The 22,341-nt window shown below is 52.2% G+C and carries 16 protein-coding genes, 2 tRNA genes and 3 rRNA genes; 5 read left to right on the top strand and 16 right to left on the bottom strand.

The genetic code is table 11. From position 1 onward, the window contains the following. Positions 1–340: 340 nt before the first annotated feature. Positions 341–1,276, top strand: coding sequence for an acyltransferase (locus WN16_RS04120; protein ID WP_003028622.1), 936 nt, complete (start codon positions 341–343; stop codon positions 1,274–1,276). 13 nt (positions 1,277–1,289) lie between these two features. Here WN16_RS04120 and dsbA read toward each other — a convergent pair whose 3' ends face one another. The 3 genes from dsbA to WN16_RS04105 all read right to left on the bottom strand — a co-directional run bounded on the left by dsbA (position 1,290) and on the right by WN16_RS04105 (position 3,262). After that, positions 1,290–1,913 (bottom strand): thiol:disulfide interchange protein DsbA, encoded by a 624-nt coding sequence (dsbA, locus tag WN16_RS04115; protein WP_003028621.1) that lies wholly within the window; start codon positions 1,911–1,913, stop codon positions 1,290–1,292. Positions 1,914–1,929: 16 nt separating this feature from the next. Then, positions 1,930–2,916 (bottom strand): serine/threonine protein kinase, encoded by a 987-nt coding sequence (locus tag WN16_RS04110; protein WP_044701806.1) that lies wholly within the window; start codon positions 2,914–2,916, stop codon positions 1,930–1,932. Between the two features lie 76 nt (positions 2,917–2,992). Then, the gene (locus tag WN16_RS04105) at positions 2,993–3,262 is read right to left on the bottom strand and encodes a YihD family protein (RefSeq protein ID WP_003028616.1); all 270 of its coding nucleotides are present in this window, start codon (positions 3,260–3,262) and stop codon (positions 2,993–2,995) included. Between the two features lie 69 nt (positions 3,263–3,331). Here WN16_RS04105 and mobA point away from each other — a divergent pair, with 69 nt between their 5' ends. Together mobA and mobB are read left to right on the top strand one after the other, a co-directional pair. Further along, positions 3,332–3,916: a molybdenum cofactor guanylyltransferase MobA gene (mobA, locus tag WN16_RS04100; protein WP_003028614.1), complete on the top strand. Its 585-nt coding sequence runs from the start codon at positions 3,332–3,334 to the stop codon at positions 3,914–3,916. Beyond that, positions 3,913–4,416 carry a molybdopterin-guanine dinucleotide biosynthesis protein MobB gene (gene mobB, locus WN16_RS04095; protein WP_003840407.1) on the top strand — a complete coding sequence of 168 codons (504 nt, stop codon included), beginning with the start codon at positions 3,913–3,915 and terminating at the stop codon, positions 4,414–4,416. Before mobA ends, mobB begins: the two co-directional genes overlap by 4 nt. Before the next feature lie 135 nt (positions 4,417–4,551). Here mobB and rrf read toward each other — a convergent pair. From rrf to pepQ, 9 genes are all read right to left on the bottom strand, one after another. After that, positions 4,552–4,667, bottom strand: a 5S ribosomal RNA gene (rrf, locus tag WN16_RS04090). Between the two features lie 90 nt (positions 4,668–4,757). Further along, positions 4,758–7,665: ribosomal RNA gene (locus WN16_RS04085) — 23S ribosomal RNA — on the bottom strand. Between the two features lie 208 nt (positions 7,666–7,873). Further along, positions 7,874–7,949 (bottom strand) — tRNA-Ala (locus WN16_RS04080). A gap of 108 nt (positions 7,950–8,057) precedes the next feature. Beyond that, positions 8,058–8,134, bottom strand: a tRNA-Ile gene (locus tag WN16_RS04075). Between the two features lie 71 nt (positions 8,135–8,205). After that, a 16S ribosomal RNA gene (locus WN16_RS04070) occupies positions 8,206–9,747 on the bottom strand. Together the 16S, 23S and 5S rRNA genes with 2 tRNA genes alongside form the textbook arrangement of a ribosomal RNA operon. 375 nt (positions 9,748–10,122) lie before the next feature. Then, positions 10,123–10,668 carry a menaquinone-dependent protoporphyrinogen IX dehydrogenase gene (hemG, locus tag WN16_RS04065; protein ID WP_003017846.1) on the bottom strand — a complete coding sequence of 182 codons (546 nt, stop codon included), beginning with the start codon at positions 10,666–10,668 and terminating at the stop codon, positions 10,123–10,125. Between the two features lie 11 nt (positions 10,669–10,679). Continuing rightward, the gene (gene trkH, locus WN16_RS04060; RefSeq protein ID WP_003017848.1) at positions 10,680–12,131 is read right to left on the bottom strand and encodes a Trk system potassium transporter TrkH; all 1,452 of its coding nucleotides are present in this window, start codon (positions 12,129–12,131) and stop codon (positions 10,680–10,682) included. 38 nt (positions 12,132–12,169) lie between these two features. After that, entirely contained in the window at positions 12,170–12,784 is a 615-nt protein-coding gene (locus WN16_RS04055) for an IMPACT family protein (RefSeq protein WP_003841252.1), read from the bottom strand. Further along, positions 12,784–14,115, bottom strand: coding sequence for a Xaa-Pro dipeptidase (pepQ, locus tag WN16_RS04050; protein ID WP_003841250.1), 1,332 nt, complete (start codon positions 14,113–14,115; stop codon positions 12,784–12,786). The genes WN16_RS04055 and pepQ overlap by 1 nt, the downstream gene beginning before the upstream one ends. A 189-nt stretch (positions 14,116–14,304) precedes the next feature. On the opposite strand from pepQ, the gene fadB reads away from it, so the two are divergent. Then, positions 14,305–16,494, top strand: coding sequence for a fatty acid oxidation complex subunit alpha FadB (gene fadB, locus WN16_RS04045; RefSeq protein ID WP_044702244.1), 2,190 nt, complete (start codon positions 14,305–14,307; stop codon positions 16,492–16,494). A 9-nt stretch (positions 16,495–16,503) separates the two neighbouring features. Next, positions 16,504–17,667: an acetyl-CoA C-acyltransferase FadA gene (fadA, locus tag WN16_RS04040; RefSeq protein ID WP_044702241.1), complete on the top strand. Its 1,164-nt coding sequence runs from the start codon at positions 16,504–16,506 to the stop codon at positions 17,665–17,667. 178 nt (positions 17,668–17,845) lie between these two features. Here the strand turns inward: fadA and WN16_RS04035 are convergent, their stop codons facing one another. The 4 genes from WN16_RS04035 to ubiD form a co-directional block, all read right to left on the bottom strand. After that, positions 17,846–18,826, bottom strand: a complete 981-nt coding sequence (locus tag WN16_RS04035) for a LacI family DNA-binding transcriptional regulator (RefSeq protein WP_003841244.1) — start codon at positions 18,824–18,826, stop codon at positions 17,846–17,848. Positions 18,827–18,833: 7 nt separating this feature from the next. Then, entirely contained in the window at positions 18,834–19,748 is a 915-nt protein-coding gene (locus WN16_RS04030) for an ROK family protein (protein WP_003844652.1), read from the bottom strand. A gap of 227 nt (positions 19,749–19,975) precedes the next feature. Continuing rightward, positions 19,976–20,677, bottom strand: a complete 702-nt coding sequence (gene fre, locus WN16_RS04025; RefSeq protein ID WP_003017873.1) for an NAD(P)H-flavin reductase — start codon at positions 20,675–20,677, stop codon at positions 19,976–19,978. Positions 20,678–20,717: 40 nt separating this feature from the next. Then, on the bottom strand, positions 20,718–22,211 hold the full coding sequence (gene ubiD / locus WN16_RS04020; RefSeq protein ID WP_003844649.1) for a 4-hydroxy-3-polyprenylbenzoate decarboxylase: 1,494 nt from the start codon (positions 22,209–22,211) through the stop codon (positions 20,718–20,720). Positions 22,212–22,341: the final 130 nt, after the last annotated feature.

The following is a 22,341-nucleotide window of genomic DNA, read 5'->3' as shown; positions in this document are numbered from 1 at the left end:
TTATGGGTAAAGGATGCCACAGACAGGATGAAAACATGAGTTTTTCGCCGCATTTGTCGAAAAACTTTTGTAGATCTTCTGCTTTGCTCGCAAAGACAGCTGTGGATAACTTTGTGAATAAATAATTTACAGCTCTTTAAATATAACAAGGCAATTATTATCTCATTATATTTTTATATGTATTTCAATGAATTAAATAAATAGACAGCATTTTATTCCATTTTTACAGCTTATATCCTGATGTGGATAGATATTCCTCTTTTTTCTATTGAGGGAAGATCCATCATTTGGTTCGTTTTCTGATAAAATCAGCCCCTTGCGCCTCTTTCGCGCACTGTCTATGGCTAACCTTTTGAATAATTTAATTATGACGAGAATACTCGCTGCGATAACGCTGTTGCTGAGTATCGTATTGACCATATTGGTCACGATTTTTTGTTCTGTGCCGATCATCCTTGCGGGAGTTGTGAAACTCCTTTTGCCTATTCCTGTCGTCTGGCGCAAGGTTTCTGTCTTCTGTAATTTCATGATGTACTGCTGGTGTGAAGGCCTGGCGCTACTGCTGCACCTTAATCCACGGCTAAAGTGGGATGTTGAAGGACTGGAAGGTCTTAGCAAGAAAAACTGGTATCTGCTCATTTGTAATCATTACAGCTGGGCCGATATCGTTGTGCTTTGCGTTCTGTTCCGTAAGCACATCCCGATGAATAAATATTTCCTCAAGCAGCAGTTGGCCTGGGTACCCTTTATTGGCCTGGCCTGCTGGGCGCTGGATATGCCGTTTATGAAACGCTATTCACGTGGCTATCTGCTTCGCCATCCGGAACGCCGTGGTAAAGATGTCGAAACAACGCGTCGTTCCTGCGAGAAATTTCGCGTACACCCGACAACCATTGTGAATTTTGTCGAAGGTTCGCGCTTTACCAAAGATAAACGTGAGCAAACCCGCTCGCCCTATCAAAACCTGCTCCCTCCTAAGGCGGCCGGTATTGCAATGGCATTGAATGTACTGGGTTCACAGTTCGATAAAATGTTGAACGTCACGTTGTGCTATCCGGAAAACAGCAGTCGACCGTTCTACGACATGCTGAGCGGTAAGTTAACGCGGATTGTCGTGCGGGTGAATCTGGAGCCAATTCATGAAGAGTTGCACGGTGATTACGTGAACGATAAGGGATTCAAGCGTCGGTTTCAGCTCTGGCTAAATACGCTATGGAGTGAGAAAGACGCGCAGCTCGACGCGATTAAAGCCTCAAATAAAAAAGCCGGTCAGTGACCGGCTTTTGCTTTTATTTCTGACCAACCAGGTACTTCACGGTATCCGCATACTGTTGTACGAAGATATCCATGCTGCTGGTATCCATGCCCTGCGGGTTGACCTGATATTTGCCATTCACGAACATCGCCGGAACGCCCTGCAGCTGTAAATCAGCCGCCGCTTTTTCCTGCTGTGCCACAAGTGATTTCACCACGAAGCTGTTCCATGCCGCATCATAATCTTCGCCTTTAATACCTGCGTCGACAAACACTTTACGGATATCAGCAACAGACTGAACGGTCTGGGTTTTCTGAACGCCTTCAAACAGCGGAACGGTGACCTGATCTTCAACACCCAGCGCCATTGCAACCGCCCATGCCTGCGTCAGATCTTTACCCAAAGGCCCGAGAAACTCGACGTGGTATTTGGTCATCTTGGTGCCTTCCGGCAGCTTTTTCTTCACATTATCAGATACGTGAAGCACTTCTTCAAACTGGTAGCAGTGCGGGCAGTAGAAGGAGAAGAACTCCAACACTTGCGGTTCACCCGCAACTGGCTTTTCCAGAGTGATGTATTGTTTGCCATCCTGGAACTGCGCTGCAGATGCGCTAAAAGCTAAGACCATACCAGCCAGCGCCAGCCATATTTTTTTCATGTTCAAGTTTCTCCGATTAATACATTGGCGTTAATTGTAAGGGGGGCTCTTGCAGAATTTTTGCCTGCTCAATAAAGGTCGCGGTCTGACGATGCCAGTAATCTTCCCCGGTTAACCACGGGAAGTTTTTTGGAAATGCAGGGTCAGCCCAACGTCGAATTAGCCAGGCAAGATAATAAACTAAACGCATAGCGCGTAAAGGTTCTATCAGTCCGATTTCAGAGATGTCGAACTCACTAAACTCTTCATAAGCCTCGATAATGGTTTCAAGCTGCATACGTTGTTCAGCTTTATCGCCATTGAGGAGCATCCATAAATCCTGAATAGCCGGACCGTTGCGGGCATCATCTAAATCGACAAACATCGGGCCATCGCGCCACAGAATATTACCGGCATGACAATCACCGTGCAGGCGTAACGTGGTTAAACGCGTATGCCAGCGTTCAGTAACGATCGCGATAAGCGCATCCGTTGCCTTCAGGAAGGCCGCTTTTTGCCCTGATGGGATTAGCTGTGCGTGTTCAAAAACTTTACGCGGCTCAGTCAGGTATTCTTCAAGGCCGATCGTTGGGCGGAAGGCAAAAGTACGCTTGCATCCGGTCTGGTGCATACGCCCGAGATAGCACCCCACCGCCTCCATCTGATCGATGTTGTCGGCTTCAAACTGGCGTCCACCGACGCTGGGGAAGATCGCATAATGGAAACCCTGATGGCTTAATAGCGTTTGGCCGCTGAATACCAGCGGAGCAGCTACCGGGACTTCATCGTTTACCAGTTCCAGAGCAAACTGGTGCTCTTCCTGGATCTGATCGACAGACCAACGTTCAGGGCGATAAAACTTAACGACAAAGCGTCGACGGTCTTCGTCCTGGAATTGATAGACACGGTTTTCATAACTGTTAAGCGGGGTAAGCCCGGAGTCCACCCGGATCCCCTGCTCAAACAGTGCATCCATGATGGTATCCGGGTGTAGCGTCTGGAAATTAAAAGCGTTGTCGTTCATCCCATCATCCGGAAAATACTACGAATGATTCAGGATATCATTTCGCAGCGCTTTCGGTGGCGGCGATTACAAGCTTTTACTCTTTAATTACGCCACGTGCGCGGAGTAGTGCAGTTTTAAAATCTTCTTCATAATCTTTCTGAATACCTGGAATGACCGCATCTTTCGCCGAGTCACGCATTTTCAGGTGATAGATCAGAATGTCATCAGTTAAATCCGCCAGTTCGCCGTCAAAACCTGACTCTTGCGCCAGTTTCTGTAAAAATTGCATCAGGTTAAGATCGGGTTCCTTCTGCCAGGCAGGCTGGAGGAGTTCAATAACTTCATTCAGACGTTTACATTTCATGGTTGTGCTCCTTAGGCTCAATACAGATACGTTAGCAGGGTCAATCCCACATTAAAAGAGGCGATATCAGTGATTCTGGATAGTGCAATAACAGGGGTTGTGCTGGCTGGCGGTAAGGCCAGACGGATGGGCGGAACCGATAAAGGTCTGCTTGAGCTGGACGGTAAACCTCTTTGGCGACATGTGGCCGACATTCTCGCTTTGCAGGTCGAAACCGTGGTGGTTAATGCCAATCGCCACAGGGATATATACCAGCAAAGCGGCCTGAAAGTTATTCCCGATTCATTGGCCGATTTCCCTGGCCCACTGGCCGGGATGCTATCGGTATTCCTGCAGCAAACGGGAGAATGGTTTTTGTTCTGCCCGTGCGATATGCCCTATATTCCTCACGATCTGGTCGCTCGTTTAAAAGAGCAGCGCAAAGCAGCACCGGTTGTCTGGGTGCATGATGGTGAAAGAGATCACCCAACCATTGCGCTGATGCACCGCTCTATGCAGCCTTTACTGCAGGATTATCTTCAGTCCGGTGAACGACGCGTTATGGTCTTTATGCGTCTGGCTGGCGGTCATGCTGTCGATTTCAGCGATCATAAAGATGCGTTCGTAAACGTGAACACCCCCGAAGAGCTCGCAAAATGGCAGGAAAAATCATGATCCCATTACTCGCCATTGCGGCATGGAGCGGCACGGGAAAAACCACGCTGCTCAAAAAGTTGATCCCGGAACTACGTGCCAGAGGTATACGTCCCGGATTGATTAAGCATACTCATCACAAGATGGATGTCGACAAGCCCGGTAAAGATAGCTATGAGTTACGCAAAGCCGGTGCAGCACAAACGCTGGTCGCCAGCCAGCAACGTTGGGCATTAATGGTAGAAACACCGAAAGAGCCCGAACTGGATTTAGCGTATCTGGTAAGCCGGATGGACGCTTCAACGTTGGATATGGTGTTGGTCGAGGGATTTAAGCATGAACCTGTCGCTAAGATCCTACTTTTCCGCGAAGGCTGCGGGCATAGTCCTGAGGAATTGGTGATGGACGACTATGTTATAGCGGTTGCCAGTGACGTTCCGCTGGCGGTGGATGTTCCATTGTTAGATATCAACAACACACAGCAAGTAGCTGATTTTGTTACGCAATGGGCCAGAAGATAACTGCGGTGTCGTGATCTGCCTGATGCGCTACGCTTATCAGGCCTGCACAATCAATACGTTCAGCCCGGCGGTTTTTACCCCGCACACACGCAAAAAAGCCCATCCGTCAGGATGGGCTTCTTCACTTTATTTGATGCCTGGCAGTTCCCTACTCTCGCATGGGGAGACCCCACACTACCATCGGCGCTACGGCGTTTCACTTCTGAGTTCGGCATGGGGTCAGGTGGGACCACCGCGCTACAGCCGCCAGGCAAATTCTGTTATTAACCCGCTTTTCGCCGGTTAATGTAATCTGTATCAAGCTGAATGTCGTCTCTTCGCCAAAACATCTTCGGCGTTGTAAGGTTAAGCCTCACGGTTCATTAGTATCGGTTAGCTCAACGTATCGCTACGCTTACACACCCGACCTATCAACGTCGTCGTCTTCAACGTTCCTTCAGGAGACTTAAAGTCTCAGGGAGAACTCATCTCGGGGCAAGTTTCGTGCTTAGATGCTTTCAGCACTTATCTCTTCCGCATTTAGCTACCGGGCAATGCCATTGGCATGACAACCCGAACACCAGTGATGCGTCCACTCCGGTCCTCTCGTACTAGGAGCAGCCCCCCTCAATTCTCCAGCGCCCACGGCAGATAGGGACCGAACTGTCTCACGACGTTCTAAACCCAGCTCGCGTACCACTTTAAATGGCGAACAGCCATACCCTTGGGACCTACTTCAGCCCCAGGATGTGATGAGCCGACATCGAGGTGCCAAACACCGCCGTCGATATGAACTCTTGGGCGGTATCAGCCTGTTATCCCCGGAGTACCTTTTATCCGTTGAGCGATGGCCCTTCCATTCAGAACCACCGGATCACTAAGACCTGCTTTCGCACCTGCTCGAGCCGTCACTCTCGCAGTCAAGCTAGCTTATGCCTTTGCACTAACCTCCTGATGTCCGACCAGGATTAGCTAACCTTCGTGCTCCTCCGTTACTCTTTAGGAGGAGACCGCCCCAGTCAAACTACCCACCAGACACTGTCCGCAACCCGGATTACGGGTCCACGTTAGAACACCAGCCATTAAAGGGTGGTATTTCAAGGATGGCTCCATGCAGACTGGCGTCCACACTTCAAAGCCTCCCACCTATCCTACACATCAAGGACCAGTGTTCAGTGTCAAGCTATAGTAAAGGTTCACGGGGTCTTTCCGTCTTGCCGCGGGTACACTGCATCTTCACAGCGAGTTCAATTTCACTGAGTCTCGGGTGGAGACAGCCTGGCCATCATTACGCCATTCGTGCAGGTCGGAACTTACCCGACAAGGAATTTCGCTACCTTAGGACCGTTATAGTTACGGCCGCCGTTTACCGGGGCTTCGATCAAGAGCTTCTCCTTACGGATAACCCCATCAATTAACCTTCCGGCACCGGGCAGGCGTCACACCGTATACGTCCACTTTCGTGTTTGCACAGTGCTGTGTTTTTAATAAACAGTTGCAGCCAGCTGGTATCTTCGACTGATTTCAGCTCCATGAGTAAATCACTTCACCTACATATCAGCGTGCCTTCTCCCGAAGTTACGGCACCATTTTGCCTAGTTCCTTCACCCGAGTTCTCTCAAGCGCCTTGGTATTCTCTACCTGACCACCTGTGTCGGTTTGGGGTACGATTTCGTGTTACCTGATGCTTAGAGGCTTTTCCTGGAAGCAGGGCATTTGTTACTTCAGCACCGTAGTGCCTCGTCATCACACCTCAGCGTTAAAAAGGTACCGGATTTACCTGGAACCTCCGCCTACATGCTTAAACCGGGACAACCGTCGCCCGGCTAACATAGCCTTCTCCGTCCCCCCTTCGCAGTAACACCAAGTACAGGAATATTAACCTGTTTCCCATCGACTACGCCTTTCGGCCTCGCCTTAGGGGTCGACTCACCCTGCCCCGATTAACGTTGGACAGGAACCCTTGGTCTTCCGGCGTGCGGGTTTTTCACCCGCATTATCGTTACTTATGTCAGCATTCGCACTTCTGATACCTCCAGCATGCCTCACAGCACACCTTCAACGGCTTACAGAACGCTCCCCTACCCAACAACACATAGTGTCGCTGCCGCAGCTTCGGTGCATGGTTTAGCCCCGTTACATCTTCCGCGCAGGCCGACTCGACCAGTGAGCTATTACGCTTTCTTTAAATGATGGCTGCTTCTAAGCCAACATCCTGGCTGTCTGTGCCTTCCCACATCGTTTCCCACTTAACCATGACTTTGGGACCTTAGCTGGCGGTCTGGGTTGTTTCCCTCTTCACGACGGACGTTAGCACCCGCCGTGTGTCTCCCGTGATAACATTCTTCGGTATTCGCAGTTTGCATCGGGTTGGTAAGTCGGGATGACCCCCTAGCCGAAACAGTGCTCTACCCCCGAAGATGAATTCACGAGGCGCTACCTAAATAGCTTTCGGGGAGAACCAGCTATCTCCCGGTTTGATTGGCCTTTCACCCCCAGCCACAAGTCATCCGCTAATTTTTCAACATTAGTCGGTTCGGTCCTCCAGTTAGTGTTACCCAACCTTCAACCTGCCCATGGCTAGATCACCGGGTTTCGGGTCTATACCCTGCAACTTAACGCCCAGTTAAGACTCGGTTTCCCTTCGGCTCCCCTATACGGTTAACCTTGCTACAGAATATAAGTCGCTGACCCATTATACAAAAGGTACGCAGTCACACCCAAAAGGATGCTCCCACTGCTTGTACGTACACGGTTTCAGGTTCTTTTTCACTCCCCTCGCCGGGGTTCTTTTCGCCTTTCCCTCACGGTACTGGTTCACTATCGGTCAGTCAGGAGTATTTAGCCTTGGAGGATGGTCCCCCCATATTCAGACAGGATACCACGTGTCCCGCCCTACTCTTCGAGTTCACAACCTGTGCATTTTGGTGTACGGGACTATCACCCTGTACCGTCGGACTTTCCAGACCGTTCCACTAACACACAAGCTGATTCAGACTCTGGGCTGCTCCCCGTTCGCTCGCCGCTACTGGGGGAATCTCGGTTGATTTCTTTTCCTCGGGGTACTTAGATGTTTCAGTTCCCCCGGTTCGCTTCATTACGCTATGTATTCACGTAATGATAGTGTGACGAATCACACTGGGTTTCCCCATTCGGAAATCGCCGGTTATAACGGTTCATATCACCTTACCGACGCTTATCGCAGATTAGCACGTCCTTCATCGCCTCTGACTGCCAGGGCATCCACCGTGTACGCTTAGTCGCTTAACCTCACAACCCGAAGATGTTTCTTTCGATTCATCATCGTGTTGCGAAAATTTGAGAGACTCGAACACACCATTTTTCATTTCTTATTACGGAGAAATGAAACAGTGTGTCGTTTCAATTTTCAGCTTGATCCAGATTTTTAAAGAGCAAAACTTCGCAGTGAACCTTTTCAGGTACACTCTGAAGTTTTCTTGTGTTTTTGCAGTAAAGATGGTGGAGCTATGCGGGATCGAACCGCAGACCTCCTGCGTGCAAGGCAGGCGCTCTCCCAGCTGAGCTATAACCCCATCGTAAATGCTAATCTCTGTACCCTAATTCGTTTCCGGGCAAGGCGCGGTGGTGCGAAGCATACTAAAGTATGCGAGCATCGCCGTAACACAGCACGGAAGCGAATTTGGTAGGCCTGAGTGGACTTGAACCACCGACCTCACCCTTATCAGGGGTGCGCTCTAACCACCTGAGCTACAAGCCTGCAGAGATTTTCTTACTGCTAATTTTCATCAGACAATCTGTGTGAGCACTACAAAGGCAGGTTCTTTAAGGTAAGGAGGTGATCCAACCGCAGGTTCCCCTACGGTTACCTTGTTACGACTTCACCCCAGTCATGAATCACAAAGTGGTAAGCGCCCTCCCGAAGGTTAAGCTACCTACTTCTTTTGCAACCCACTCCCATGGTGTGACGGGCGGTGTGTACAAGGCCCGGGAACGTATTCACCGTGGCATTCTGATCCACGATTACTAGCGATTCCGACTTCATGGAGTCGAGTTGCAGACTCCAATCCGGACTACGACATACTTTATGAGGTCCGCTTGCTCTCGCGAGGTCGCTTCTCTTTGTATATGCCATTGTAGCACGTGTGTAGCCCTACTCGTAAGGGCCATGATGACTTGACGTCATCCCCACCTTCCTCCAGTTTATCACTGGCAGTCTCCTTTGAGTTCCCGGCCGGACCGCTGGCAACAAAGGATAAGGGTTGCGCTCGTTGCGGGACTTAACCCAACATTTCACAACACGAGCTGACGACAGCCATGCAGCACCTGTCTCAGAGTTCCCGAAGGCACCAAAGCATCTCTGCTAAGTTCTCTGGATGTCAAGAGTAGGTAAGGTTCTTCGCGTTGCATCGAATTAAACCACATGCTCCACCGCTTGTGCGGGCCCCCGTCAATTCATTTGAGTTTTAACCTTGCGGCCGTACTCCCCAGGCGGTCGACTTAACGCGTTAGCTCCGGAAGCCACGCCTCAAGGGCACAACCTCCAAGTCGACATCGTTTACGGCGTGGACTACCAGGGTATCTAATCCTGTTTGCTCCCCACGCTTTCGCACCTGAGCGTCAGTCTTTGTCCAGGGGGCCGCCTTCGCCACCGGTATTCCTCCAGATCTCTACGCATTTCACCGCTACACCTGGAATTCTACCCCCCTCTACAAGACTCTAGCCTGCCAGTTTCGGATGCAGTTCCCAGGTTGAGCCCGGGGATTTCACATCCGACTTGACAGACCGCCTGCGTGCGCTTTACGCCCAGTAATTCCGATTAACGCTTGCACCCTCCGTATTACCGCGGCTGCTGGCACGGAGTTAGCCGGTGCTTCTTCTGCGAGTAACGTCAATCGTTGCGGTTATTAACCACAACGCCTTCCTCCTCGCTGAAAGTACTTTACAACCCGAAGGCCTTCTTCATACACGCGGCATGGCTGCATCAGGCTTGCGCCCATTGTGCAATATTCCCCACTGCTGCCTCCCGTAGGAGTCTGGACCGTGTCTCAGTTCCAGTGTGGCTGGTCATCCTCTCAGACCAGCTAGGGATCGTCGCCTAGGTGAGCCGTTACCCCACCTACTAGCTAATCCCATCTGGGCACATCCGATGGCAAGAGGCCCGAAGGTCCCCCTCTTTGGTCTTGCGACGTTATGCGGTATTAGCTACCGTTTCCAGTAGTTATCCCCCTCCATCGGGCAGTTTCCCAGACATTACTCACCCGTCCGCCACTCGTCACCCAAGGAGCAAGCTCCTCTGTGCTACCGTTCGACTTGCATGTGTTAGGCCTGCCGCCAGCGTTCAATCTGAGCCATGATCAAACTCTTCAATTTAAGTTTGATGCTCGTGAATTAAACTTCGTAATGAATTACGTATGTTCACTCAGAGACTTGGTATTCATTTTTCGTCTTGCGACGTTAAGAATCCGTATCTTCGAGTGCCCACACAGATTGTCTGATAAATTGTTAAAGAGCAGTTCCGCTTCGCTTTTTCTCAGCGGCGCGGGGTGTGCATATTACGCCATCCCGCTGCGAAGTCAAGCATTTAATTTCGCTTTCTTCGCCGGAGTTCTCAGTGAAACCCCGCTGACCCGGCGGCTTGTAATCCGTTGTTCCGTGTCAGTGGAGGCGCATTATAGGGAGTTATTTCAGGCTGACAAGGGGAAATTTAAAATAATCTTCCGAGTGCGTATTTTTTATTCTTTACGTTTATTTTAACGACGTTTTGTTGGTTAATTGGGCTATTTCCCGCGCGAATCTCGCAACCTGTTCCCAATCGGTATACACCACTTCTTTATTCGTATCCGTTTCACCGCCTGACATCTTCATTATCAGTTGGATCATAACTCGGTCATACCAGCGATAGCGGGGATACAGCAAAGCACCCGCAATGACTGCACTGTGATCTGGTCGCCACGGCGAACTCATCAGGAACTTACGCGCATAGCTGTTGGTTTGCGGCGTACGTTTCTCCGGTTTACGGGCAACGAGGTTTACGGAGTAGAACGCACTCGGCATCGAATTCAGCCGTGTGGCATGCTTTTTCACAAACTCCTGAAAAGCAGCATGGTAATGACCATAGCGAATCGAGGCGCCAATCACCACGCTGTCATAATTTTGCCAGTCCGGCTCCGCGGTACGATGCAAATTAACAACATCTGCCCAAACGCCCAGCTCTTTGAGTTCAGAAGCCAGATATTCAGCGATTTCACGCGTTTGTCCGTCCCGGGAAGAAAAAAGAATCAGTGTTTTCACGTGTTACTCCATTATTCACGCCAGAAGGTAGGGGTAAAGAGCACCAGCAGAGTAAAGACCTCCAGACGACCAAACAGCATATTGGCAATCAGGATCCACTTCGCCACAGGGTTCATACTGGCAAAGTTGTCGGCAACAACCCCCAGTCCAGGCCCCAGGTTATTCAACGTTGCCACAACAGAGGCAAACGCGGAGAAGTCATCAACGCCGGTCGCAATAATCGCCAGCATACTGATAATAAAGACCAACGCATAGGCAGAGAAGAATCCCCATACGGCTTCAAGAATTCGCTCCGGCAACGCACGGTTACCCAGTTTGATACTGTAAACCGCATTCGGATGAACCAGTCGTTTCAATTCGCGGTTGCCTTGCTTAAACAGCAGCAGGATACGAATCACCTTCAAGCCCCCCCCCGTCGACCCGGCACAGCCGCCGATAAAAGCAGAACACAGCAACAGCACCGGCAGGAACAGCGGCCAGCGGGCAATACTGTCCGTGGTAAATCCGGCAGTCGTCGCCATCGATACCACCTGGAAAAAGGCCTGGTTAATCGTCGTGAGCGCCGAGCCATAGGTATTGTGTATCCACAGCACCAACGTACAGACAGCCACCAGCGTCAACTGCACGCCGATGAACATGCGGAATTCCGGATCGCGCCAGTAAACCTTCAGACTACGCCCGCTTAATAAAGAGAAGTGCAGACCGTAGTTACAACCGGAGATCAGCAAGAAGATAGCAATAATCGTATTAATCGTGGGACTGTCGAAATACCCCACGCTGGCATCGTGTGTGGAAAAACCACCGATGGCAATCGTGGCAAAACTGTGCCCAATGGCGTCAAACGCGGGCATCCCGGCAAACCATAGCGCCAGCGCGCACGCCACCGTCAGTAATACATAGATAAGCCACAGCGTTTTCGCCGTTTCGGCAATACGCGGGCGCATCTTATTATCTTTCAGCGGCCCCGGCATTTCTGCCCGATAGAGCTGCATCCCACCCACGCCAAGAATAGGCAGGATAGCCACCGCCAGCACGATGATCCCCATCCCGCCGAACCATTGCAGCATCTGGCGATAGAAGAGAATCGCGTGTGGCAATGAATCCAGCCCCACCAGCGTCGTCGCACCGGTAGTGGTCAATCCGGAAAAGGATTCAAAAAAAGCGTCGGTTATCGTCAGGTTAGGGCTTTCCGCAAAGATGAACGGTAGCGCACCCACGCTGCCCAGAACGGTCCAGAACAAAACGACAATCAGAAATCCTTCGCGCGATTTCAGCTCGCCCTTCTCTTTACGGTTTGGCCACCACAGCATGGAGCCGATCGCCAAAGCAACGAAGAAAGTTTGGGTGAATGCACGCCCTGCCCCGTCACGGTAGATGAGCGCTACCAGTCCAGGGATAATCATTGTCCCCGAGAATAAGATGACCAGTAGTCCAACGATTCGGGTGATGGCGCGAAAATGCATCTCTGCCGCTTCCTTAGTTCTTTAAAATGAGGTGGGGATTATTCTTCAATCGCTAACAATTGCAATGAACCACGACTAAAATCCGCCAGTTTTGCCGAAAACTCATCCACTTTGGCAAAAGGAAGCGCCACCCTGAGTCGAACAAAAGCCTGGTAATCACTGGCAACGACTTTACCGTCAAACTGCCCCAGCAAAGCTTCAATGCCTGCCAACTGACCGTACTCACACTGCAAAGTATATTCGGTTAATGGCGTCTTGCGCTGTGTCGTTAACTGGCGCAACGCCTGATTCACACCGCCGCCGTAGGCTTTTACCAATCCTCCAGTACCGAGAAGGATACCGCCGTAGTAGCGCACGACTACAGCGGTAATCTCACCGACACCGCTCCCCATCAGCTGTGCGAGCATCGGTTTACCTGCCGTACCCGCCGGTTCGCCATCGTCTGAAAATCCTAGCTGCTGCGAGTCATTGGGCGCACCCGCCACCCACGCCACGCAATGGTGGCGGGCGTCCGGGTGTTCCGCTTTGACTGATTCAACAAACGCTTTTGCCGCTTCTACGCCGTCCGTATGGGCGAGCAGCGTAATGAAGCGGCTTTTTTTGATCTCTTCGACGACGCTAACCGGCCCCGCAGGGATTAACCAACTGTCCATTACGCCAGTTTCAAATCCCGAGTCATGTTTTCGATATTGTTTTCGTGGACCACCACGTTGTCTTCAATACGAATACCGCCGAACGGTTTCAGGGCTTCAATTTTCTGCCAGTTGAAGTGTTTGCTGAACTGCCCTTCACGCCACGGCGCCAGCAGAGATTCAATGAAGTAAATGCCCGGTTCGATGGTCAGAACCATGCCCGGTTGCAATACGCGGGTGCAACGCAGGTAAGGATACTTCGACGGCGCGGCCAGATGGGTACCACTGTCATCCTGCATAAAGCCAGCGACATCATGTACCTGCAGGCCCAACTGGTGACCAATGCCGTGTGGCATAAACGGCCCAGTAAGATCGTTTTCTACCATCGCCTCTTCACTCATATCGGTGATGATTTGATGCTTACGCAGCAGCTTCGCGATGCGCTGGTGGAACTGAATGTGGTAATCCACGTAGCTGGCACCTGCTTTCATGGTGGCAATCAGCGCCAGCTCTTCGTCGTTAACGTCTTTCACCAGATGCGCATAGTCGTTGTCGTTTTTCGCCGACCAGGTACGCGTCAGGTCTGCCGCATAGCCGTTGTATTCCGCGCCAGCGTCGAGCAGGAAGCTGCGGATTTCAGACGGCGCCTGATGATCCAGCTTGGTGTAATGAAGAACCGAAGCATGCTCGTTAAGCGCCACGATGTTGCTGTATGGCACGTCGGTGTCGCGGTGACCGGTGGCAGTCAGGTAAGCGAGGTTGATGTCAAACTCGCTCATTCCGGAACGGAACGCCTCTTCTGCTGCACGGTGTCCATTTACCGCCATTTTCTGCGCTTCGCGCATACAGGCCAGTTCGTAGTCCGTTTTATAGGCACGGTAATAATGCAGGTAGTCGATCACCCCTTTCGGGTTGATGTTGCTGGCCGCAATGTCCAATTGCAGGGCACGTTCCGGAACCGGGCCAATGTAACCGATATTGCCGCGAGCAGCAGGCAGTTGGCTACCGATACCATCCGCTTTCGGCAGCGCGATGATCTCGATTTCTTCCGTCCAGAAAGAGGTCGGCAGCGGCTCAACGTTGTGCCAGTAATCGACCGGCAGGTAGAACCACAGTTTCGGCTTGTTTACGCCATCCACCAGCAACCAGCAGTTAGGAACCTGCGTGACAGGCACCCAGGCTTTGAATTGCGGATTGACCTTAAACGGGTACGGATGATCGTCGAGAAAGACGTTAACAAGTTCGCCTGAGTGAATAAGTAACGCATCCAGCTTGAAGCGCTCCAGCGCGTCGCGCGTCCGTTCTTGTAAGGTAACGATATGATTTTTATAGAGTGCGGCCAGTGATTCCATTTTCTACCCTTCTGTTTTTTTGACCTCAAGTCTCCGCATCTTAGCACATCGCTTTGTGAGTGCGTGATTTCTGGCGAGCGTGATCGAATCGTCATTTCTTTAATCATTCATTTGCATTTTATTAACATAAAACACACACTTCGATTCATCTGGTATGACCAGATCACCTTGCGGATTCAGGAGACTGACATGCTTTACAAAGGCGACACCCTGTACCTCGACTGGCTGGAAGATGGCATCGCCGAACTGGTGTTCGATGCCCCTGGTTCGGTCAATAAACTCGACACGGCCACCGTTGCCAGCCTGGGCCATGCGCTTGATGTGCTGGAAAAACAACCGAATTTAAAAGGGCTGCTGCTGCGCTCTAACAAAGCAGCCTTTATTGTTGGTGCCGATATCACCGAATTCCTTTCACTGTTCCTCGTGCCTGAAGAGCAACTGAGCCAGTGGCTGCATTTTGCCAACAGCGTCTTTAACCGCCTCGAAGATCTACCTGTTCCGACCCTCTCAGCGGTAAATGGCTATGCGTTGGGCGGTGGCTGCGAGTGTGTCCTGGCAACCGATTATCGTCTGGCAACGCCGGACCTGCGCATTGGTCTGCCGGAAACCAAGCTGGGCATTATGCCGGGCTTTGGCGGCTCTGTGCGTATGCCACGTATGCTGGGTGCGGACAGCGCGCTGGAAATTATTGCGGCAGGTAAAGACGTTGGTGCTGAGCAGGCGCTAAAAATCGGTCTGGTCGATGGCGTAGTGAAGCAAGACAAACTGCTTGATGGCGCGATCGCGGTATTACGTCAGGCGATTAACGGCGACCTCGACTGGAAAGCCAAACGTCAGCCTAAGCTGGAGCCGTTGAAACTCAGCAAAATTGAAGCGGCTATGAGCTTTACCATCGCCAAAGGCATGGTGGCGCAGACGGCAGGTAAGCATTATCCCGCACCGATTACCGCGGTAAAAACCATTGAAGCAGCGGCTCGTTTTGGCCGTGAAGAAGCGCTGAATCTGGAAAATAAAAGCTTTGTGCCACTGGCGCACACCAGTGAAGCTCGCGCGCTGGTTGGGATCTTCCTTAACGATCAGTTCGTGAAAGCCAAAGCCAAAAAGCTCACCAAAAATATTGAAGCACCAAAGCAAGCGGCAGTGCTGGGTGCAGGCATTATGGGCGGCGGCATCGCTTACCAGTCAGCCTGGAAAGGCGTGCCGGTTGTCATGAAAGATATCAACGACAAATCATTAACGCTGGGCATGACCGAAGCGGCCAAACTGCTGAACAAACAGCTTGAGCGCGGCAAAATTGACGGTCTGAAAATGGCGGGCGTGATTTCCACTATTCATCCAACCCTCGACTATAGCGGTTTTGAGCGTGTGGACGTGGTGGTTGAAGCGGTCGTGGAAAACCCGAAAGTGAAAAAAGCGGTACTGGCGGAAACCGAAGATCAGGTACGCCCGGACACCGTACTGGCGTCGAATACCTCTACCATCCCAATCAACGAGCTGGCCAGCGCGCTCAAGCGCCCGGAAAACTTCTGTGGGATGCACTTCTTTAACCCAGTACACCGCATGCCACTGGTTGAGATCATTCGCGGCGAGAAAAGCTCGGATGAAACCATCGCCAAAGTTGTCGCATGGGCAAGCCAGATGGGCAAAACGCCAATTGTGGTCAACGACTGCCCCGGTTTCTTCGTGAACCGCGTGCTGTTCCCGTATTTTGCCGGTTTTAGCCAGCTGCTGCGCGATGGGGCGGATTTCCGCAAAGTCGACAAAGTCATGGAAAAACAGTTTGGCTGGCCGATGGGCCCGGCTTATCTGCTGGACGTGGTGGGAGTTGATACCGCACATCACGCGCAGGCAGTGATGTCCGCAGGCTTCCCTCAGCGTATGCAGAAAGATTATCGCGACGCGATAGACGCCCTGTTTGATGCAAACCGTTTCGGACAGAAAAACGGTCTTGGATTCTGGCGTTATAAAGAAGACAACAAGGGCAAGCCGAAAAAAGAAGAGGATGCCACCGTTGATGATCTGCTGGCAGAAGTCAGCCAGCCGAAACGCGAATTCAGTGATGAAGAGATTATCGCTCGCATGATGATCCCGATGGTCAACGAAGTGGTACGGTGCCTGGAAGAAGGCATTATCGCCAGCCCGGCAGAAGCCGATATGGCGCTGGTGTATGGCCTGGGCTTCCCTCCGTTCCACGGGGGCGCGTTCCGCTGGCTGGATACGCTCGGCAGCGCGAAGTATCTCGATATGGCCCTGCAGTATCAGCACCTCGGAGCGCTGTATGAAGTTCCGGCTGGTCTGCGTGATAAGGCGCGCCATAACGAACCGTATTATCCCCAGGTTGAGCCTGCCCGCCCGGTTGGCAGCCTGAAAACGGCTTAAGGAGTCACAATGGAACAGGTTGTAATTGTTGATGCGATCCGTACCCCGATGGGCCGTTCAAAAGGGGGGGCGTTTCGTAACGTGCGTGCAGAAGATCTCTCCGCACACTTAATGCGTAGCCTGCTGGCGCGTAATCCGGCGCTGGATCCAACCGCGCTGGATGACATTTACTGGGGCTGTGTGCAGCAAACGCTGGAGCAGGGTTTCAACATCGCCCGTAACGCCGCGCTGCTGGCGGAAATCCCGCACTCCGTTCCGGCGGTCACCGTGAACCGCCTGTGCGGTTCATCAATGCAGGCGCTGCACGACGCGGCACGTATGATCATGACCGGCGATGCTCAGGCGTGCCTGATTGGTGGCGTGGAGCATATGGGCCATGTACCAATGAGCCACGGCGTTGATTTCCATCCGGGCATGAGCCGCAACGTAGCAAAAGCGGCGGGGATGATGGGTCTGACCGCAGAAATGCTCTCCCGCATGCACGGCATCAGCCGTGAAATGCAGGATGCTTTCGCCGCACGTTCACATGCTCGCGCCTGGGCTGCAACACAGTCTGGCGCATTTAAAAACGAAATCATCCCGACCGGCGGTCATGATGCCGACGGCGTGCTGAAGCAGTTTAACTACGATGAGGTTATCCGCCCGGAGACAACCGTTGAAGCGCTCTCCACCCTGCGCCCAGCGTTCGATCCGGTTAGTGGAACGGTCACTGCCGGTACCTCCTCCGCGCTCTCCGACGGCGCAGCGGCGATGCTGGTGATGAGTGAAAGTCGCGCCCGTAAACTGGGTCTGACGCCGCGTGCCCGTATTCGTTCGATGGCTGTTGTTGGCTGCGACCCGTCAATCATGGGTTACGGTCCGGTTCCGGCCTCAAAGCTGGCGCTGAAAAAAGCGGGACTCTCCACCAGCGACATCGGCTTGTTTGAGATGAACGAAGCCTTTGCCGCTCAGATCCTGCCGTGCATTAAAGATCTGGGACTGATGGAGCAGATAGACGAGAAGATCAACCTCAACGGCGGCGCGATCGCTCTGGGCCACCCACTGGGATGCTCCGGGGCGCGTATCAGCACCACCCTGCTCAACCTGATGGAACGCAAAGACGTACAGTTTGGCCTGGCGACGATGTGTATCGGGTTAGGCCAGGGCATCGCAACGGTATTTGAGCGAGTTTAATCAAAGATAAATTCCCCTAAATAATTCGCGCTGCATCGCGGCGGCAACTGAGCGAATCCCCGGGAGCATAGATAACTATGTGACCGGGGTGAGCAAAGGCAGCCAACAAAGAGGCAGAGTGAATTATGACGGGGAAAGGTTTAGTTGCCGTTCTTCCCGCCTGTCAGGGGCGGGTTTTTTATTTCCCTGAACTACCACGCACCACTAACTGCACCGGCAACAGCAGATTCTCTTCCTGATTTTCTTCCAGCAATAAACGCAGCGCTTCACGCCCCAATTGTTGTTTATCAACCGCAATGGTGGTGAGTGGTGGATGTGACCAGGCCGCAGCATCAATATCATCAAACCCCACCAACGCAAGATCTTCCGGGATACGTATACCCTGCTGCGTACACACCCGTTGAACAACCAGCGCTGCCGCGTCGTTATAGGCAAAAATGGCGTCGGGCGGCTCTGGCAGACTGAGCAATTCATTAACCGCCTCCACCAAAGATTGCTCGGTATCCAGCAGTGGCGGCGCAATGGCTTCATACTCTGGCGGCATCAGCAAGCGGGCTTCATACAATGCCTGACGGTAGCCCTTCTCGCGCTGACGGATGCTGTAGTGCGCAAGCGAACTGGCAAGAAAAGCGATACGGCTGCGCCCTTGCGCAATCAGATGTTGCGTGGCCAGATAACCGCCCTGGGTATTGTCCGGGTTCACGCAAGGCAGGTCCGGCGCCCAGAGATCCACCAGCACCAACGGCAGTTTCATCTGTTGCAGCAAGCCAAGTAATTCAGGCTCAAAAAATCCCGCGCAGATCAGCGCATCAGGCTGGTGCAACATCACCTGCTCACTCACTGCATCGCCTGGACCAATGGAGAGAAAGCTCAGCGCAATACCATGGTCACGACAGTTATCTTCTATCCCCAGCAGCAGTTGAGAATAAAACGGCAATGCCCGGCTGATATTGTGCTGGCGGTGCAGCAAAAACAGGACGCGTTTGATCTTGTCTGCGCGCAGGCGAGAAAAATCATAACCCTGCTGCTGCGCCACAGAAATAATGCGCAGCCGGGTATCTTCACGTAGCCCTGGCTGCCCTTTCAGGGCGCGGGAAACCGCGCCAACCGAGACACCACAAGCTTCGGCAATGTCCCTGATACGTACAGGTTTCGTCATGTCACTCTCATTGATTTACGCTGGCCTTTTGCGCCCCCAGCCAGGCCGCGCCGCGTACGCCGCTGCTGTCACCGTGTCGGGCCTGAACGATCGGCGTACGGCACTGTTTACCAAATACGTACTGCGCCACTCGCGCCTGCAAGCCTGAGTACAGTAAAGTGATATTGGATACCCCACCGCCCAGCACGATAACATCGGGATCGAGCGTATTCACCACCCCCGCCAACGCGCGCGCCAGTTGATCGCAATAGCGTTCCCATAACAAACAGGCATCTGCATCACCCGATTCTACCCGCTGCATAATATGTGGCACATCTGCATGTTGTGCGGTGTGACTCATATACTGACGCTCCAGGCCGCTGCCGGAAATAAAGCTCTCAATACAGTTCACCTGTCCGCAATAGCATGTCACTTCAGCCCCATCCCGAGATTCGTGGTAGCGCGGCAATGCATTATGTCCCCACTCTCCTGCACAGGCGTTAGGTCCGGAGATCAAACGGTTATCGATGCATAGTCCACCGCCGCAACCGGTACCGAGGATCACACCAAATACCACGCTATGCCCGTGTCCGCTACCGTCCATCGCTTCCGACAGGGTAAAGCAGTTGGCATCATTAGTAACAGGCACGGGTATTCCTAACGCTCGCTCAAGGTCTTGAGCAAAAGCCTGCTGATTCAACACCAGGATGTTCGAATTCTTAATCAAACCTTCGCTATCCACCGCGCCAGGCACTCCAACACCAACCGATAAAGACTGATTAACGGCCAGTCTGGCCTTAGAAATCATCTCCGTCACGGCCTGGAAAAAATCACCGTAACTCTGCTTTGGTGTCGCACATCGCTCGCGGTAAACAATTTCACCCGCGTTATCAATCACCACCGCTTCAATTTTAGTCCCGCCGATATCCAGTCCGAGCCTCATGGTTTTCCCTCGTTGATGTCCAGCAATGTGATGCGATACAGCTTGCCCATTTTGTTTACTAAACAAAATGAGACCCGTCACAAAAAATCAGTTTTATGGTTAATAGACAGGAAAAACATGTTTACTAAAAATGTGCTGAAAAGAGGAGCAGTGAGACCGGGCTTGCACCCTGTTAGAAGAAGTAAGGTTGGTGATGGATGCGCCGGAAGGACTCCGGCGCACAGCGCTTAAATGAACGCGAACGCGTCGCCAAACAGGCGATCTTCACGTGCCTGACGCTCATTACAGAACAGGTCGCGCGCGATTTTTGCCATCTCAAAACGACCGGCAATGTAGATATCGTGTTCCGCCAGAGTACCGTAATCCTGCAATACTGCCGTTAACACGGTTCCCGTACGACCACGCCAGCCGTCTTCAGGCTGCTCTACCACCGGCTCAACACGCAGGTTCGGGTGATTCACCGACAATGCTTCCAGCTCTGAGAGATCGTAGAGATGCTTCTCTTCGCGCCCGCCCCAGTAAATAGTGATATCGCGGTTGGGATTGCGTGCCAGCGCGGTAAGCAGAATAGAACGCACGTAAGAGAACCCTGTACCTCCGGCAATCAGGATCAGCGGGCGCTCGTCTTCATCACGCAGCCAGGCTTCGCCATGCGGAATATCGACCTTGATTTCCCGGTCTTTCAGAATACGGTCCATCACGGCCATGGCGTAAAGATTTAGCTCAGAGGCGCCAACGTGCAGCTCAATGAATCCTTGCTCGTCCGGCGTTGATGCCATGGAGAACGGACGCTTATCCCTTTCGTCCATCACGACCATTAAATACTGGCCAGCACGAAAGGAAAACGCCGCGTCTGGCACTAAACGAACGCGATATACGGTGTCAGTTATAGCTTCTACCGAGGTCACTTTACAGCTTAAGGTTGTCATGCGCTCTCTCTGTCGGATCAATAGGCAAAACGATCGCGCCTCAGGCGCTTTTGCCGTCATTAAAGATGGCCAGTTCATCCCAAATTGCGTCAATACGCGCAGTCACTTCAGGATCTTTTTTAATCGGACGTCCCCATTCGCGTTGGGTTTCGCCCGGCCATTTATTTGTGGCATCCAGCCCCATTTTTGAACCAAGGCCGGAAACCGGCGAGGCAAAGTCCAGGTAATCAATTGGCGTATTCTCTACCAGTACCGTATCCCGGGCGGGGTCCATACGGGTAGTAATAGCCCAAATTACATCATTCCAGTCGCGCGCGTTAACGTCATCATCGCAGACAATAACAAATTTGGTGTACATGAACTGACGCAAAAACGACCAAACGCCCATCATGACGCGTTTGGCATGGCCTGCGTACTGTTTTTTCATCGTCACCACGGCCAGACGATATGAACAGCCTTCCGGAGGCAGGTAAAAATCGACGATTTCCGGGAACTGCTTTTGCAGAATAGGAACGAATACTTCGTTCAGAGCCACGCCGAGCACTGCTGGCTCATCAGGCGGACGTCCGGTATAGGTAGAGTGATAAATAGCATCTTCACGTTGGGTAATGTGGGTGACGGTAAAGACCGGGAAATTATCTACTTCGTTGTAGTAGCCGGTATGATCGCCATAGGGCCCTTCTGGAGCCAGCTCGCCCGGTTCGATGTACCCTTCCAGTACGATTTCTGCGCTGGCAGGCACTTCCAGGTCGTTGGAAATACATTTGACCACTTCGGTCTTGGTACCGCGCAACAGCCCGGCAAATGCGTACTCGGATAATGTATCAGGAACGGGCGTCACGGCCCCCAGAATGGTCGCAGGATCTGCCCCCAACGCCACTGAAACCGGGAAACGTTCACCAGGATGCGCCGCGCACCACTCCTGATAATCAAGCGCGCCGCCGCGATGGGACAACCAGCGCATAATAAGCTTGTTTTTACCAATCAACTGCTGGCGATAGATGCCCAGATTCTGCCGCTCTTTATGCGGACCACGCGTGACGGTGAGTCCCCAGGTAATCAGCGGCGCGGCATCTTCCGGCCAGCATGTCATAATCGGAATGCGGTTTAAATCAACGTCATCGCCTGAGTAGATTTTTTGCTGACAAGGCGCACCGCGCAACCGCTTAGTCGGCATGTTCAACACCTGCTTAAACTGCGGCAGCTTATCAAACAGATCGCGGAATCCTTTCGGTGGCTCTGGCTCTTTCAAAAACGCCAACAGTTTACCGACTTCTCGTAGCGCCGAGACATCTTCTTGTCCCATTCCCATCGCAACACGCTTTGGTGTGCCAAACAGGTTACACAGCACCGGCATTGAATAGCCTTTCGGATTCTCAAACAGTAACGCAGGCCCACCGGCACGCAGAGTGCGATCGGCAATTTCAGTAATTTCCAGGTGGGGATCCACCTCAAGCGAAATGCGTTTGAGTTCGCCCTGCTGTTCAAGCAGCGTCAGGAAGTCGCGTAAATCGTGATATTTCATGGCGTCCATTGTGGCCTCTTCGTAAGCGCTTCATTATACGGCGTTCATCATTGTGATGCTGTATTTTTGTTAAATTAGCGTGAACTCTGGCGATACATATAAGCCCTGGGAGTATATACCCATTGGGTTTCAGCCTGCG

It is taken from the genome of Citrobacter sp. ABFQG, assembly GCF_004322975.1.
Taxonomy (GTDB): domain Bacteria; phylum Pseudomonadota; class Gammaproteobacteria; order Enterobacterales; family Enterobacteriaceae; genus Citrobacter; species Citrobacter freundii.
Note: the sequence above shows the minus strand (reverse complement) of the source record. Positions and strands in the feature narration are given on the sequence as shown.